Raw genomic sequence first — 15,669 nt, 5'->3', positions numbered from 1 at the left:
CGTAGCGGCGTCCACGCCGCTACGCCGCAAGCGGCGAACGGAGTGCCCCACACTTTCTTGCTTCCCGCCCCGCCGTTCCTATCTTTCCGACAACTCAATTCATCCCACAGAGGCACTCCCATGTCGTCGGACAAAAAGGTCCGGGTCGCCGTCGTCGGCCTCGGGTTCGGGGCCGAGTTCATCCCCATCTACCAGAAGCACCCGAACGCCGAGATCGTCGCCGTGTGCCGGCGGAACAAGGCCGAGCTCGACAAGACGGCCGACAAGTACGGCATCCCCAAGCGGTTCACCAGCTACGAGGACCTGCTCAAGGACCCGGACATCGACGCCGTCCACATCAACAGCCCGATCCCCGACCACGGGCCGCAGAGCATCGCCGCGCTGAAGGCCGGCAAGCACGTCGCCTGCACCGTGCCGATGGCCACGACGAAGGAGCAGATCCGCGAGATCGTCGAGCTGCAGCGGCGGACCGGGAAGGTGTACATGATGATGGAAACCGTCGTGTACGCCCGGGAGTACCTGTTCGCCCGCGAGCTGTACGACAAGGGCGAGTTGGGCCGCGTGCAGTTCCTCCGCGGCAGCCACCAGCAGGACATGGACGGCTGGCCCGACTACTGGCCCGGCCTGCCGCCGATGTGGTACGCCACGCACTGCGTCAGCCCGTGCCTCGCGCTGCTCAGCAAGCCCGGGGCGCCGGCCCTGGCGGGGAAGGTGAGCTGCTACGGCTCCGGCCGCATCCGCGAGGAGCTGGTGCCGAAGTACAACAGCCCGTTCGCGGTGGAGACGGCCACGTTCACCATCAAGGGCACCGACGTGTGTGCCGAGGTGACCCGCAGCCTGTTCGACGTGGCCCGCCAGTACCGCGAGAGCTTCGACGTGACCGGCTCGAAGAAGAGCTTCGAGTGGCAGCAGGTCGAGGGCGAGGACCCTGTCGTCCACACCAAGAATACGCCCGAGAAGCCGCTGACGGAGCTGGAGATCCCGAGCCGGGTGAAGGTGCCGGACTTCGCGCACCTGCTGCCGGAGCCGATCCGCACGTTCACGATGCCGCAGGCGATCCAGGACGCGGACCACCTGAGCTTCCTGCAGGGCGGCGGCCACGGCGGCAGTCACCCGCACCTGACGCACAACTTCCTGATGGCCGTGCTCGGCGACCGGCCGGCGTTCCCCGACGCGCCGACCAGCGCGAACTGGACGCTCGTCGGCATCTGCGCCCACGAGAGTGCCCTGGCCGGCGGCCAGCAGGTCGAGATTCCGGCGTACTGATCGAGCCGTGGGGCCGGTTTCCGACCGGCCCCACGTTACACCTCCGTCACCCGCTTCACCAGCATCGTCGCGTAGCTCCCGCGCGGCAGGTCGAACCGCAGTTCCAGCTTCACCCGCCCGGCGTTCCGCTCGTCCGCACCCGCACTGTGGCACAGCCCCTCGGGGCGGACACAGCCGGCCCGGTCGCCCTTCGAGAAGAACGGCTTCTGCAGGCCCTTCACCTTCAATTCCGGCAGCGTCAGCCCCTCGGCCGCCAGTACCTCGGCGGCGAGTTCCGCCCACTCCTCGCCCGGCTGCGGTCGCATCCGCGCCGACGGCAGCGGCAGCGTCAGCGTTTCCCACTCGCCCCCGGGCGCACGCCGCGGCACCGGCACCCGGCCGAGCTTCAACTCGACCGTGGCCAATTCTGTCGCCTGCCGGGTCAGCCACGCCGCGAGCATTCGGTTCCACAACATGCTCTGGTACGCCGCGAGGTACAGCCCCTGCAACTCCGGACGCAGTCGGGCGACGGCACCCTTGAAGTCGGTCGGGTGGTGGACCAGGTAATCGACCAGACTACGGGCGTGCCCCTTCGGCAGCTTCGCCTTCAGCTTCGGCCAGTCGCCCCAGCCGTCGCGCAGCTGTTGCTTCTCGCGCTTGGCTTCGGCCCGGTCGAACTCGTACGGCGCGGCCAGGGCCAGCCACAGGGCGCGCTCGAAGCGGCCGAACACCATTTCCTTCGCCACGAACTCGCCGGTGTCGCCGACGGACCCGAACCGCTGGTCGTCGAAGTAATTGGGCAGTCCGGCGTCCGCGACTTCGGTCAGGGCGACTTCTGCCCGTTCGATCGCGCCGCGGTCCAGGGACCGCAGCGTGATCGTGAAGCGGTTCGCACGGATGCCGGCGGCGGTGAACGGCTCCTGAACCTGCCCCAGATACGTCAGCGTGACGCGCTCGTGTTGCAAGCCGCGTGGCGGGCCGCGCCACACCGTGAGGTGCTGGCTCGTCACGGCGTGGCGGTCCTTGAGGCCGCCGTAGCTCACCCGCCGGGCGTCGAGTTGCCAGCGGCGGCGGACAGCGCTGATGGCGTCGGGCGTGGTCCAGCCGGTCTTGTCGAGCCGGTACAGGCTGAATTCGCCGCCGCCCGGCGCCACGTCGGTCAGTTCCTCGACGCGGAAGTCGTCGGGCGTCTGCTTCAGCTTCATCGGGTCTGTGATACGGGGCCGGCTTCCACGGGTCGCGGTGACGGCAACGGCTGCCCAGGGACCGGGACGGGAACCTGCCCGGGCCACGGGGTGAACTGCGGCCGCGGCAGCCGTTCGGGGAAGACGTACCCGCCGCGCGGCACCAGCGACGGGGCGATCGGGCCGACGTTCGGGTACGGGCTCGGCAGCGGCGGCGGCACGTAGCCCGGCTGGTCGTGCAGGAACAGCCACTCGCCCGGCAGCCCCGGCGGCGGCGACAGGTCGCGCGGCTGCCGCGTGTCCGGGTCCACAATCACCTCGGTAATCACCGCCGGCAGTTCGACGCGGCTCGCCGACTCGGTGAGCAGCCTGCACACGAAGTCGACCGTGCCCGAATGGCCCGGCAGCGTCAGGCGGTTCGCCCCCTCCACGGCCGCACGCTCCGTGTGGGCGCAGGTGGAGTCCCCGCCCGTCGTCACCAGTACCGTGCGGACCGGGCAGTCGGCCGCGGTCGGCATCAGCACCGGGTCGAGGAGGACGAGGGCGTCCACGACGAGGCCGTCGGCTGCGGCCTGACGCGCCAGCCGGGCGGCGAGCGGGCAGCCGATGTCGGCACCCACCACAACGAACCGCGCGGCCGGGTCGCATTGCGCCACGCCCCGCATCTCGTACGCCAGCCAGGGCGTGTGGACGACCTGGCCGAAGTAGTTCTTGACGAAGCCGCGCTCCACGAGTCCGTCGCGGAGCCCTTCGAGGCTGCACCCGCCGGCCGGGCAGGCGCCGTTAACCAGGACCGTGTAGACGTGCTGTCGCTCGACCACCGGCACGGGGCAGGTCGGGCCGGCTTCCCAGTTCACGCGGGCCGCGTGGGTGGCGCAGCTGACGCAGCCCCCGCCGCCGGCCAGGGTCGCCACCGCGGTCAGGAGTAAGCACGTCACCCTGGTCATCCCGCGTCCTCCGGCCCCGCCGGCTTCGCCGGCTTGCGTCACACCCACAAGATCGGCAGGGCTCGCAGGACCGCGCCAACCGTTGCAGCTTGCCACGCCACGGATCGGGTGAGAGTGCGGTGTGTGTTACGGTCCGGTAAGCGGGGCAAGTTGGGAGAGGCCTTCGCCGCTTGGCCGCGCCCGCCGGTGCGGGCTAGAATGTCCACAGCCTACCCCCCCGCTCGTCCGGCCTGTTCGCAGGGTTTCCGCATGTCGCTCCGAGCCGCGCTCGTCGCGTCTGTCGTGTTGTTGAGCCCCGTAATTGCAGCGGCCCAGCCGGCGGCCGAGCACTTCGAGAAGCACGTCCGCCCGCTACTTCTCGAACACTGCGGCGGCTGCCACGGCAAGGACGGCAAGGCGAAGGGCGGCCTCAAGCTGACGACCGCCGCGGAGCTGGCGGCCGGCGGCGAGAGCGGGCCGGTCGTGGTGCCGGGGCACGCCGACAAGAGCCTCCTGGTCGAGACCGTCCGCTACGGCGGCGACCTGAAGATGCCGCCGAAAGGTAAGCTGCGGCCGGACCAGATCGCGGCGCTGGAGAAGTGGGTGAAGGACGGCGCCGTCTGGCCCGGCGGAACGGGCGTCACCGCCGCAAGCGGCGGGAGATGGGACGGGGGCATCACCGACGATCAAAAGCGATTCTGGGCCTTTCAGCCCGTTCGGGAGCCGAAAGTACCCGACACGAATCACCCAACGCAGTCCCGGATCGACGCCTTCGTTCGCACCCGGCTCGACGCCGCGGGGCTGACCCCGGCGCCGCCGGCCGACCGCCGCACCCTCATCCGCCGCGTCACCTACGACCTGACGGGCCTGCCGCCGACGCCGGAGGAGGTCGCCGCGTTCCTTGCCGACCGGGGCGATGGTGCGTTCGCCCGCGTGGTCGATCGGTTGCTCGCCTCGTCGGCCTACGGCGAGCGGTGGGCGCGGCACTGGCTCGACGTGGCCCGCTACGCCGACAGCAACGGCCTCGACGAGAACACCGCCTTCGGCAACGCCTGGCGCTACCGCGACTACGTCGTCCGCGCCTTCAACACCGACAAGCCCTACGACCGGTTCGTGCTCGAACAACTGGCCGGCGACCTGCTGCCGGACGACGCCGCGACGCGCGAGGACCGCCTCACCGCGACCGGCTTCCTGGTGCTCGGGCCGAAGCTGCTCGCCGAGCCGGACAAGGCCAAGATGGTGATGGACATCGTGGACGAGCAGATCGACGTGGCCGGCAAGGCGTTCCTCGGGCTGACCGTCAGCTGCGCCCGCTGCCACGACCACAAGTTCGACCCCATCCCGACGCGCGACTACTACGCGCTCGCCGGCATCTTCAAGAGCACGAAGACGATGGCCACCCTGGCCACGGTGGCGAAGGCGCACGAGCGGCCGCTCGGCCCGAAGGACTCGCCCGAGACGCTGCTCTACCGCGACCGCCTGAAGCTGGTGACGAAGGAACTGCGGACGCTGGAGCAGGAGTTCGGCAAGCTGCCGGCTACCGACAAGGACAAGCGGCACGCCCTTCACCTGAAAGCCGAGGAGCGCCGCGCCGAGATCAAGCAGTTGGAGAAGACCGTGCCGCCGCCGGCGGTCGTGCTCGCGGTGCAGGACGAGGCGAATCCGGCCGATGTGAAGGTTCACGTCCGCGGCAATACGCAGACGCTCGGCGAGCTGGCCCCGCGCGGCTTCCTCCGGGTTGTGAGCGACAAGGCACCTTCGATTCCGGCGAAGGCCAGCGGCCGGCTCGAACTGGCGCGGTGGGTCGCGTCGGCGGACAACCCGCTGACGGCGCGGGTGCTGGTGAACCGCGTCTGGCAGCACCACTTCGGCGAGGGGCTGGTCCGCACGCCGGACGACTTCGGCACCCGCGGCGAGCGGCCGAGCCACCCCGAACTCCTCGACTGGCTCGCCGCCCAGTTCGTCAAGAACGGTTGGAGTCTGAAGTCGCTCCACCGGCTGATCCTGCTATCCGACACGTACCAGATGGCGAGCCGGCCGGTGCCCGCGGCCGCGGCGGCGGTCGATCCCGATAACCGGCTGCTGTCGCACTTCCCGCGGCGGCGGCTCGAAGCCGAGGCGGTCCGCGACGCGATGCTCGCGGTCGCCGGCACGCTCGACCGCACCGCCGGCGGCACGCTGTTGGAGAACGGCAACTTCGAGTACATCAACAACGATCGCGCCCGCGGCGTGGCCCGCTACGACAACGCCCGCCGCAGCCTGTACCTGCCGGTGATCCGTAACAACGTCTTCGACTTCTTCCAGACGTTCGACTTCGTCGAGCCGCACGTGTCGAACGGCAAGCGCGCCGTGACGGTGGTCGCCCCGCAGGCGCTGTACCTGATGAACAACCCGTTCGTGGCCAGGCAGGCGGCGGCGCTCGCGGAGTCGTTGCTCAAGCTACCGGCCGACGACGCGGGCCGTGTGGCCGCGGCCTACGAGCGCGCCTACGGTCGGCCGCCGACGACGGAGGAGACCGCGCGGGCACTGGCCTTCGTGGGGCGCTACGCCGCGGCGCTGGAGGGTGCCGAGCGCCGCCCGCGGGCGTGGGCGGCCTGGTGCCACGTGGTGTTCGCCAGCAGCGAGTTCGTGTACGTGGAGTAACGCGCGGCGTCAGCGGAGCGGCGGGTTGTAGACTCGCACCGCCTCCAACGCGGCGTCTGTTCCGGCGGTGAGTTCCAGGACGTGCCGGCCCGGGCGGAGCCCCTGCACCGCGGTCACCGCGGCCTCGAACCCCGGGCCGCGGGCCGGCGGCGCGGCGGCGGAATCGACCGACTGCGGGACGACGTTCCACCGCGTCACGAGCCGGGCCTGCTTGTGCAGCGTCATCGTCTCGGTCAGGGCGTAGGCGTTGAAGTCGGCCGGGTCGATCGCCACCCGCCCGGACTTGGACACGAACGGCGCCGCCGAGTCGCCGCCGCCGTCGGGGCCGGTCACCGAGCCGGCCACCGTGTACTTGAAGCGGCGGCCGCCGTCGGTGAAGTCGGTCGCGGTGAGCGTCCACTCCTCGACGACGCGCGGGGCCGTGGCGCCGACCCGCATCAGCAGCGGCTTCGGCTGCGGCGGCTCGACGTTGTACGTCCGCGTCGCCAGGAGCAACTCGGGGAATTCGGACGGCCGCTTGCCGTCGACCCGAACCTCGACCGGACTGCCCGCCGCGCCCGGCCGGAACAGCAGGTCCACCCGGTTGCCGTCGAACGGGAGGGACAGCTTGCCGTTCTCCCAGCGGACGTCGGTGCCGACGGCGTGGGTGCGGACGCGGTCCTTCCACGCGTCGGCCGGCAGGTCGGGGCGGTGGCGGAGGTGGGCCTTGACGATCTCGGCCATGAGGTAGTCGCCGTGGGCGTTCGGGTGGATGGGGTCGCCGTTCAGGTCTTCGACCCGCAGCTTGTGGTCGCGGAGGTACTGCCGCCACAGCCCGCGCACGTCGGCCAGCTCGGTGCCGTACCGCCGCGACAGGTCGGGGTAGAAGACGTGGTTCTGCCACCGGTGCGGGTTGGCCTTCTCGGTCAGCTTGGCCGGGTCGATGGCCTCGTCCACGGCGTCCAGGTGAATCGGCGTGAGGTGGTCGGTGGCGTGGAAGATGTCGGCGGTGGTGCGCTCGCGGACGCGGCGGATGATGGCCTCGTACTCGGCCGGCGGCCCGTACACATGAAAGATGAGCAGGTCCGGGTACGCCGGGTACAGGTCGGCCTCGGCGGTGCGGACGAGCATGTTCGACGAGTAGCCGCCGATCGCCCGGTTCTCGACGTTCAGGTCGGCGAACGGGTAGCGGGCGCGGAGGTCGCGGGCCACGGCGGCGGTCCACGCCTGGGCGGTGATCGACTGGCCGTAGAACAGCACGCGGACGGTGTTCCGCTTCTCCGGCGTACTGGTCGCCAGCAGCGTCATGGCGCGCTGCACGTTCGCCCCGTACGACGCGACGGGGCCGAGCGTCTTCGGCGGCGGGTACGGTGCCGACTGGGCAACGAGCAGCGCCGGGGCGAGCAGCAGGCCGGCGGCCACGAGTCGCGTCATGCTTGTGTTCGGTGTTTGGTGTTTCGTGTTCCCGAGCCGACACCACCTGAACGGAATCGGCACGCTCGCCGCCTCGCCACCCGCCGATGAGCAGCCGGAACAAACCCCGCACGACCCGCCGCCCGTACGACCCGCACAACCGGAACCGTGACCCGATGCGAACCTTCTGCCACGCCACGACACCCGTCTACTCCCGCCGCGACTTGCTGACGGCGAGCGCCAACGGGTTCGGCCTCCTCGCCCTGGCCGGGTTGGCGAACGCGCAGCCGACGGCATCGCCGCTCGCGCCGCGGCCGCCGCACCGGCCGGCGAAGGCGAAGCGCGTCATCTTCTTGTTCATGCACGGCGGCCCGTCGCAGGTGGACACGTTCGACCCGAAGCCGCTGCTGGCGCGGCACAACGGGCAGCCGTACCCGGGGCAGAAGCCGCGGGTGCAGTTCGCCGCCACGGGCAACCTCCTCCGCTCGCCGTGGGAGTTCCGCCCCGGCGGCCGGAGTGGTACCCCCGTCAGCGACCTGTTCCCGCACGTCCGCCGCATGGCCGACGAGTTGTGCGTCATCCGCTCGATCCACGCCGACAACTCGGCCCACGGCGGGGCGCTGCTGCAACTCCACACCGGCAGCGACACGTTCGTCCGGCCCAGCGTCGGCAGCTGGGTGACCTACGGCCTCGGCAGCGAGAACCAAAACCTGCCGGGGTTCGTGACCATCTGCCCGACGCTCGGCCACGGCGGCGTGCAGAACTGGTCGAGCGCGTTCCTGCCGGCCGCGTTCCAGGGCACGGCGATCGGCCACTCCGGCATCCCGGCGCGCGAGTCGAGCATCCGCGACATCCGCAGCACGGCCCCGTCGGTCGAGTTGCAGCGGATGCAACTCGACCTCCTCCGAGAGATGAATCACGGCCACCTCGCCGCGGCGGGCGCCGACCCGGCGCTGGAGGGGCGTATCGAGTCGTTCGAGCTGGCGTTCCGGATGCAGGCCGCGGCCCCGGGCGTGGCCGACCTGTCGAAGGAATCACGCCGCGTGCTCGACCAGTACGGCGTGAACCAGCCGGAGACGGACAACTTCGGCCGGCAGTGCCTGCTGGCGCGGCGGTACTGCGAGGCCGGCGTGCGGTTCGTGCAGGTGACGCACAGCTACAAGTGGGACCAGCACGGCGACCTGACCCGCGACCACGCCAAGAACGCGCGCGAGGTGGACCAGCCGATCGCGGCGCTGCTGACCGACCTGAAGCAGCGGGGGCTGTTGGAAGACACGTTGGTGTGGTGGGGCGGCGAGTTCGGGCGCACGCCCACGGCACAGGGCGGCGACGGCCGCGACCACAACCCGCACGCGTTCAGCATGTGGCTCGCCGGCGGCGGTGTGAAGGGCGGCAGCGTCGTCGGCGCGACCGACGACTTCGGCTACTACGCCGTGGAGAACAAGGTCCACATGCACGACCTGCACGCGACGCTACTCGCGGCACTCGGCATGGATCACGAGAAGTTGACGTACCGCCACGCCGGCCGCGACTTCCGGCTGACCGACGTGAAAGGCCGCGTGGTGCGCGAGGTGTTCGCGTAGTTCCGTTGCCGCTTGCGGCTTCGCGTCGCCCGACGCAAGCCGCAACGGAACTACTTCTTCCCGACCGGCACATGGAGCCCCGCGACCACGACTTCGAGAAACTCGCGCGCCCGCTTCGCCAGCGCGTCCACGCCTTCCGCACGATCCGGGCGCGGTACCAGCGGTGCGAAGATGTTCTCGCACGCCAGCGGCATCGGCAGGCCCGTGAACGCGACCGGGTGGAGTAGCCGGTAGTGGTCGATCTCGCCGAAGCCGGGGCCGCAGTCCTCGTCGCGCGGCCAGTTGCGGTGGTCCTTGATGCACAGGCTCCGCACCTCCGCCGCGCACGCGCGGATGTCCGGGATGGGGTCCTTGTCGAGGTAGTCGAGCACGTTGCCGGCGTCGTAGTTCACCTTGACGTTCGGGTGGTTGACCTCGCGGGTGACGGCGGCGCACGCCTCGCCGGTGCCCGTCTCGCCGCCGTGCTGCTTCACCACGACCGTGACGTTGTTGTCGCGCGCGATCGGCCCGAGCCGGCGGAAGCGGTCCACCCACACGGCGCGGCTCGCGCCCTTCGTGTGGCCGAACGTCAGCACTTGTTGAACCCCCGCGGCCGACGCCTGGAGGATACGCTGGCGATGCACCTCGAAACCGTCCGCGGCTTCGGGGTAGGTGCCGCTGAACAGCATGACCGGTTCGAGCCCCAGGTCGCGGCAGCGGCGGCCGAGTTCGCGGGCGCGGGCGGGCTCGGCGTCCTTCGGCATCACGGGCGTCGGCCGGCCGTCGCCCTCGTCGTGCGTCGTGCCCCAGGCGACGAACCGGAAGCCGGCGCCCTTGATGCCGTCGAGCGCGCGGGCGAGCGGGAAGCGCGAGTACGGCAGCGTCATGCAGGCAATCTGGAAGCGCGTTGGGGCGGGCTCGGCGGCGCGAGTCGGGCGGGCGGCAGTAGCGAGTGCGGCGGCAAGGAACGAGCGGCGGTCCATGACGGGCCTCTGGGTGCGGGGCGGCCCGATTTTACCCGACGGCACGAGGCGACACCATGACCACGAACCTGTTCGCAGACCTGCCGACGAACCTGGCCGCGGAGCTGACGCAGACGCTCGCCGCCGGCCCCGGCGTGCGCGTCGAGCGGATTGTGTCGCAGGGCCACGCTTCGCCGCCAGGGTTCTGGTACGACCAGGACGAAGCCGAATGGGTGCTCGTCGTCCGCGGCGCGGCCCGGCTCGGCTTCGAAGACGGTGCCCTCGAACTGCGCCCCGGCGACCACGTCACCATCCCGGCGGGTCGGCGGCACCGTGTCGAGTGGACGACGGCCGACGAACCGACGGTGTGGCTGGCCGTGTTCTTTTCGGCCGGGGGCTGAGGATTGCCCGTGGCGGCTCTTATCCGCACACTGCCACGATCACCCCGGGGGCCGCCCAATGTCGCGCTTCGCCGCCACGCTCCTTTTGCTCACTGCGGGCGTGCCCCGGGCGTTCGCCGAGCCACTTCAGCAGCAACTCGCCGCCGAGCCGCCGGCGGCGCTGGCGAAGGCCGCCCGCGAGCGCGGCGACGCCGGCCGTGGGGCCGCGCTGTTCTTCCAGCCGGCACTCAGTTGCGCGAAGTGCCACGACGCCGAGGCCGAGACGCGCCTCGGCCCCGACCTCGCCGCGGCGGGGAAGGAGGCCACCGCCAAGTACCTCGTCGAGTCGGTGCTGTTCCCGTCGCGGGTGCTGAAGAAGGGCTTCGAGACGATCACCGTCGTGACCGCCGCCGACCGCACGATTACCGGGCTGGTCGCCGCCGAGACGGCCGACGCACTGACGCTCGTCGATCCCGCCGCGAACGGCACGCGCGTCGTCGTCCCGAAGGCGGACATCGTCTCCCGCAAGGCCGGCACGCAGTCGCTGATGCCGGACGGGCTCGTCAACCTCCTCTCCGACCGGCAGCAGTTCCTCGACCTGACGAAGTACCTGATCGAGGTGGCGGAGCAGGGGCCGGCACGGGCGAAGGAACTGCGGCCGGCCCAGACCGCGCTCGTCATCCCCGAGTACGAGAAGGACATCGACCACGCCGGCCTCATTCGCGGGCTCGACGAGAAAGCCGTCAAGCGCGGCGAGGCGATCTACAGCCGCGTTTGCGCCAACTGCCACGGCACGAAGGAGCAGCCAGGCTCGCTCCCCACGTCGCCGAAGTTTGCCGCGCACGTGTTCAAGAACGGAAGCGACCCGCTGAGCATGTACCAGACGCTGACGCGCGGCTACGGCCTGATGCCGCCGCAGACGTGGATGGTTCCGCGGCAGAAGTACGACGTGATCCACTACCTCCGCGAAACGTACCTGCGGCCCCACAACCCCGGCCAGCTCGTGCGCACGGACGACGCCTACCTCGCAACCCTGCCGCAAGGACGAAAGGGCGAGTACGGCCCGGCGCCGTCGAACGTCGAGCCGTGGGTGGCGAACGACTACGGGCCGAGCCTCGTCAACACGTACGAGGTCGGCGGTACGAAGGCGGCGCCGAACATCGCCTACAAGGGGCTCGCGGTGCGGCTCGACCCCGGCCCCGGCGGCGTGTCGCGCGGCAAGCGCTGGGCGATCTTTGACCTGGACACCATGCGCGTCGCCGCGGTGTGGGCCGGCGACGGGTTCATCGACTGGAAGGGGATTCACTTCGACGGCCGGCACGGCGTTCACCCGAAGATCGTCGGCGACGTGCGGCTGGTGAACCCGGTCGGCCCCGGCTGGGCGAACCCCGAAACGGGGAGCTTCGACGACCCGCGGATGAAGGGCCGCGACGGCCGGCCTTACGGGCCGCTGCCGAAGGGGTGGGCGAAGTACCGCGGCAGCTACGCGTTCGGCGACCAGACTCTCCTGTCGTACATGGTTGGCGACGCGGACGTGCTCGAAGCGATCGGCGCGGAAGGCGACGCCGTCACACGCACGCTCGAGGTCGGCAAGTCGAGCCGCGACATGCTCGCGCGCATCGCCCCGGCGGGGGCCAACGTCCGCGTCGTCGGTGACAGCCGGGCGTCACTCGGCGTGCGCGACGGGTTCCACGTCCTGAGCATCCCCGCGGTCGCGACGCCGGCGCTGCTGAAGGTCGTGATCGGCGAGGCGAAGACGGTCGCCCTTCCGCGGCCGCTGAAGCCGCTGACGACCGGCGGCCCGCGCCGCTGGCCCGATGTGCTGAAGACGAGCGTGAGCGTCGGGAAGGATGCCGGCCCGTTCGCGGCAGACACGTTCGGCCTGCCGGAGCGGAACCCGTGGAACGCCCAGCTGCGGCTCACCGGCTTCGACTTCCTCCCGGACGGCAACCGCATGGCCGTCTGCACCTGGGACGGCGACGTGTGGCTCGTGTCGGGGCTACTCGACCCCGCGGGCAACCTGTTGTGGCAGCGGATCGCCTCGGGCCTGTTCCAGCCACTCGGGTTGAAGGTGCGCGACGGCCAGCTCTTCGTCTGCTGCCGCGACCAGATCGTGCGGCTGCACGACCTGAACGGCGACGGCGAAACCGACTACTACGAGTGCTTCAACGGCGACCATCAGGTCACCGAGCACTTCCACGAGTTCGCCATGGGGTTGCAGACCGACGCGGCCGGCAATTTCTACTACGCCAAGAGCGGCCGCCACGCCCTGCAAGCGGTGGTGCCGCACCACGGCACGCTGCTGAAGGTGAGCGCCGACGGCGCGACGACGGAGATTCTGGCCACCGGCTTCCGCGCCGCGAACGGCGTCTGCCTCAATCCGGACGGCTCGTTCTTCGTAACCGACCAGGAGGGCTTCTGGACGCCGAAGAACCGCATCAACCGGGTTGAGAAGGGCGGCTTCTACGGCAACCTGTGGGGCTTCACCGACATCACCGACCCGTCGGACGCGGCGATGAAGCAGCCGCTGTGCTGGGTCACGAACGAGTTCGACCGCTCTCCCGCCGAGCTGATTTGGGTGACGAGTGAGAAGTGGGGCGCGCTGAAGGGCTCGCTACTGAATACGTCCTACGGCACCGGCAAGCTGTACGTGGTGCCGCACGAGACGGTGAAAGGGCAGACGCAGGGCGGCATGTGCCCGCTGCCGCTGCCGGCGTTCCCGACGGGGATCATGCGGCCGCGCTTCCACCCGACGGACGGGCAGCTGTACGTGTGCGGCATGTACGCCTGGGCCGGCAACCAGACCGGCCCCGGCGGCTTCTACCGCGTCCGCGCCACCGGCAAGCCGGTCGACGTGCCGGTCGGGCTGCGTGCGAAGGCCGACGGGTTGGAGATCACGTTCACCGACGCGCTAGACGCGACCGCGGCCGCGGACGCGGCGAATTACGCGGTGAAGGTGTGGGGGCTGAAGCGGAGCCAGAACTACGGCTCGAAGCACCAGGACGAGCACCCGCTGACGGTGAAGCAGGCGGTGCTGCAAGCGGACGGCAAGACGGTGCGGCTGACGCTCGACGGCATCGCGCCGACGATGGGGATGGAGGTGCGATTCCGTCTCAAGGGCGCCGACGGCCGGCCGGTGACAGGCGTGATCCACAACACGATTCACGCGCTACCGTGACGTTGGGCCGGCACGATTGCTGCGGCCCGTTTGTGCCGCCGTTTCCGGAAAAAGCGGAAGGACAGCCACGCCACGACCGCGAGCACTGCTGACAGGGCGACACCGACCCACAACGACCAGCGGGTACGGGACACAATGCGGCCGGTCCGCAGGTCGAACACATACCAGTTCCCGTCGTAGGTCCGGGCCGTGCATTCCAGCTTCTCACGGTCGAAGCCGACGGCCTCCAGGTACTTGTATTGCAGTCGCTGGCCGGCAAACTTCGGCATGCTCGGCACGAGGCCCGGCCACGAGAGGAGTTCGCGGGCCGAGTACCCACCGATCCGCTCGCCCCGAGCATAGAAGCTCAGCAGCCCGTGATCGGGGTCTTGCGCGACTTTGCAGTGAACGACGAGGTGAACCCCGTCGGGGAAGACAAAGATGTTGTCGCGGTAGACGTAAGAGTTGGGCTCGCCGAACGGCCAGATCAGAGTCGCCGACCCGTCATTACGATACATCCCGCTACGCGGGTAGACGGCACGGATGGCCGCAGTCTCCGGGTTCGCGTTGTCGTCGTAGTACGGCCACCCGAGCGGGCCTATCATCACGAACACGAACTCGCCCGCCGAAATCGTGTACGACCGGGCGGGCGGCGGGATGTACGCCGCCGCGCCCGCAGGGGTAAGACACGTCCCCACGAGCACGAGCACTGCGACGAGAAGCCAACGACGGGTCATTTCAAATGCGACCGTGGTTCAGCCCACCAACTCACGGATCGGCGTGCCGCGCGACAGCGCGATCGGCCGGCCGCCCTGGTCGTGCGTCTCGCCGGCGGGGTCGATGCCGAGCAGGTGATAGATCGTCGCCGTGAAGTCGGCCGGCGTGATCGGCTGCGTCGCCGGCCGCGCGGCGATGCGGTCCGACGCGCCCACCACCTGCCCGCCCTTCACGCCACCGCCGGCGAACACCACGCTGAAGCAGTCCGGGTGGTGCTCGCGACCGGCGTTGCTCCGCGTGATCCGCGGCGTCCGCCCGAACTCGGCTGCTACTACCACCAGCGTCTCGTCCAGCTTGCCGGTGCGATCCAGGTCGGTCATCAGTGCGTGGAACGCGCGGTCGAACGGCGGCACCAGGTCGTCCTTGTGGGCGGTGAAGTTGTTCCAGTGGGTGTCCCACGCGAAGCCGTTCACGCCCTGCACGCGCTGCCAGTTGCACTGCACGAGTCGCACCCCCGCACCGAGTAGGCGGCTCCCCAGCAGCACCGACTGGCCGAACAGGTTCCGCCCGTACCGCTCGCGCTCGGCGGTGGCGACGGCGCTCAGATCGACCGCCCGCCGCACCGCGTCCGACGACAGCACCTCGACCGCCTTCGCCTGCCCGTCGCGGATGGTGCCGCTCATGGCGTGGGCGTTCAGCGCGCCGGCCTCGGCGTTGAGCTGGTCCACGAGCGACAGCCGGCGGCGGACCACGGCCGGCGGCTCGTTCGCCACCAGCGGCAGGTTCTCCAGCTTGTAGCCGTCGTCGTTCGGGTTGCCGCCGGTGAGGAGCGGGTCGAACCGCGGCCCGAGCGCCCCGGCGAACTGACCCGCGCGCCGGCCGCCGGCCACGTCCATCCGGTGCGGCACCACGGCCCACGCCGGGAGCGGGCCGTTGCCTGGGGCGAGCTTTGCCACCACCGCCCCGACCGGCGGCATGTCCTGGCGGCTCATGTTGTTCACGTCCGGCACGCTGCCGAGGTACGGGTAGCCGGTGAACATCCAGTACGACCCGCGGCCGTGGTCGTTGTGGTCGTGGCACAGCGTCCGCACCACCGCCGTTTTGTGCGTCCACTGCGCGGCCAGCGGCAGCAAGTCGGAGAAGCGCACGCCGGGAAGGCGCGTCTGAATTGTGCCGAACTCGCCGCGGATGTCGTCGGGCGCGTCGGGCTTGGGGTCGAAGGTGTCGAGCTGGGCGGGGCCGCCGGACAGGTACAGGACGATGCAGTTCTTCGCCTTCCCGAAGCTGCCGGGGCGAGCCGGGGACGCGAGACCCCGGTTGTGCAGTGCCGGTAGCGCGAGGCCGCCGAGGGCGAGGCCGCCGGCGCGGAGGAGTTCGCGGCGGTCGAGCGCGGAGCGGCCCCACAGGCGGATCATGGCGATGTCTCGGGCGAGCCGCAGGGCGTGAGCCCCGGGTGGAGGCGGCAGATTCCGGCGTGCAATCCGTTCCTGCCGAGTGTAGC

At 70.5% G+C, this 15,669-nt stretch carries 11 protein-coding genes; 5 read left to right on the top strand and 6 right to left on the bottom strand.

From position 1 onward, the window contains the following. Positions 1–120: 120 nt before the first annotated feature. Complete coding sequence (locus tag ETAA1_RS20295) at positions 121–1,266, top strand: Gfo/Idh/MocA family protein (RefSeq protein ID WP_145241676.1); 1,146 nt, start codon at positions 121–123, stop codon at positions 1,264–1,266. Between the two features lie 35 nt (positions 1,267–1,301). Here ETAA1_RS20295 and truD read toward each other — a convergent pair whose 3' ends face one another. Together truD and ETAA1_RS20285 are read right to left on the bottom strand one after the other, a co-directional pair. After that, a complete protein-coding gene (gene truD / locus ETAA1_RS20290) occupies positions 1,302–2,450 on the bottom strand; it encodes a tRNA pseudouridine(13) synthase TruD (protein ID WP_145241674.1) in 1,149 nt (382 codons plus the stop codon). Then, positions 2,447–3,376, bottom strand: coding sequence for a hypothetical protein (locus ETAA1_RS20285; RefSeq protein WP_145241672.1), 930 nt, complete (start codon positions 3,374–3,376; stop codon positions 2,447–2,449). The genes truD and ETAA1_RS20285 overlap by 4 nt, the downstream gene beginning before the upstream one ends. 249 nt (positions 3,377–3,625) lie before the next feature. Between ETAA1_RS20285 and ETAA1_RS20280 the strand changes: the two genes are divergently transcribed. Further along, complete coding sequence (locus ETAA1_RS20280) at positions 3,626–5,998, top strand: PSD1 and planctomycete cytochrome C domain-containing protein (RefSeq protein ID WP_145241670.1); 2,373 nt, start codon at positions 3,626–3,628, stop codon at positions 5,996–5,998. A 9-nt stretch (positions 5,999–6,007) separates the two neighbouring features. On the opposite strand, the gene ETAA1_RS20275 is transcribed toward ETAA1_RS20280, so the two are convergent. Then, positions 6,008–7,411, bottom strand: a complete 1,404-nt coding sequence (locus ETAA1_RS20275) for an SGNH/GDSL hydrolase family protein (protein WP_145241668.1) — start codon at positions 7,409–7,411, stop codon at positions 6,008–6,010. 155 nt (positions 7,412–7,566) lie between these two features. Here ETAA1_RS20275 and ETAA1_RS20270 point away from each other — a divergent pair, with 155 nt between their 5' ends. Beyond that, a complete protein-coding gene (locus tag ETAA1_RS20270) occupies positions 7,567–8,973 on the top strand; it encodes a DUF1501 domain-containing protein (RefSeq protein WP_145241666.1) in 1,407 nt (468 codons plus the stop codon). A gap of 50 nt (positions 8,974–9,023) precedes the next feature. On the opposite strand, the gene ETAA1_RS20265 is transcribed toward ETAA1_RS20270, so the two are convergent. Beyond that, entirely contained in the window at positions 9,024–9,935 is a 912-nt protein-coding gene (locus ETAA1_RS20265) for a sugar phosphate isomerase/epimerase family protein (protein WP_145241664.1), read from the bottom strand. Positions 9,936–9,991: 56 nt separating this feature from the next. Here ETAA1_RS20265 and ETAA1_RS20260 point away from each other — a divergent pair, with 56 nt between their 5' ends. Both ETAA1_RS20260 and ETAA1_RS20255 read left to right on the top strand, forming a co-directional pair. Next, complete coding sequence (locus ETAA1_RS20260) at positions 9,992–10,315, top strand: cupin domain-containing protein (RefSeq protein WP_145241662.1); 324 nt, start codon at positions 9,992–9,994, stop codon at positions 10,313–10,315. Between the two features lie 58 nt (positions 10,316–10,373). Beyond that, positions 10,374–13,472 (top strand): DUF6797 domain-containing protein, encoded by a 3,099-nt coding sequence (locus tag ETAA1_RS20255; protein ID WP_145241660.1) that lies wholly within the window; start codon positions 10,374–10,376, stop codon positions 13,470–13,472. Here the strand turns inward: ETAA1_RS20255 and ETAA1_RS20250 are convergent. After that, a complete protein-coding gene (locus tag ETAA1_RS20250) occupies positions 13,457–14,188 on the bottom strand; it encodes a hypothetical protein (protein WP_145241658.1) in 732 nt (243 codons plus the stop codon). The two genes, ETAA1_RS20255 and ETAA1_RS20250, sit on opposite strands and share 16 nt — an antisense overlap. An 18-nt stretch (positions 14,189–14,206) precedes the next feature. Continuing rightward, positions 14,207–15,583: a DUF1501 domain-containing protein gene (locus ETAA1_RS20245; protein WP_145241656.1), complete on the bottom strand. Its 1,377-nt coding sequence runs from the start codon at positions 15,581–15,583 to the stop codon at positions 14,207–14,209. Between the last annotated feature and the right edge of the window lie 86 nt (positions 15,584–15,669).

This window comes from Urbifossiella limnaea, assembly GCF_007747215.1.
Taxonomy (GTDB): domain Bacteria; phylum Planctomycetota; class Planctomycetia; order Gemmatales; family Gemmataceae; genus Urbifossiella; species Urbifossiella limnaea.
The sequence above is the reverse complement of the archived record's forward strand: the minus strand, read 5'-3'. Positions and strand labels throughout refer to the sequence as shown.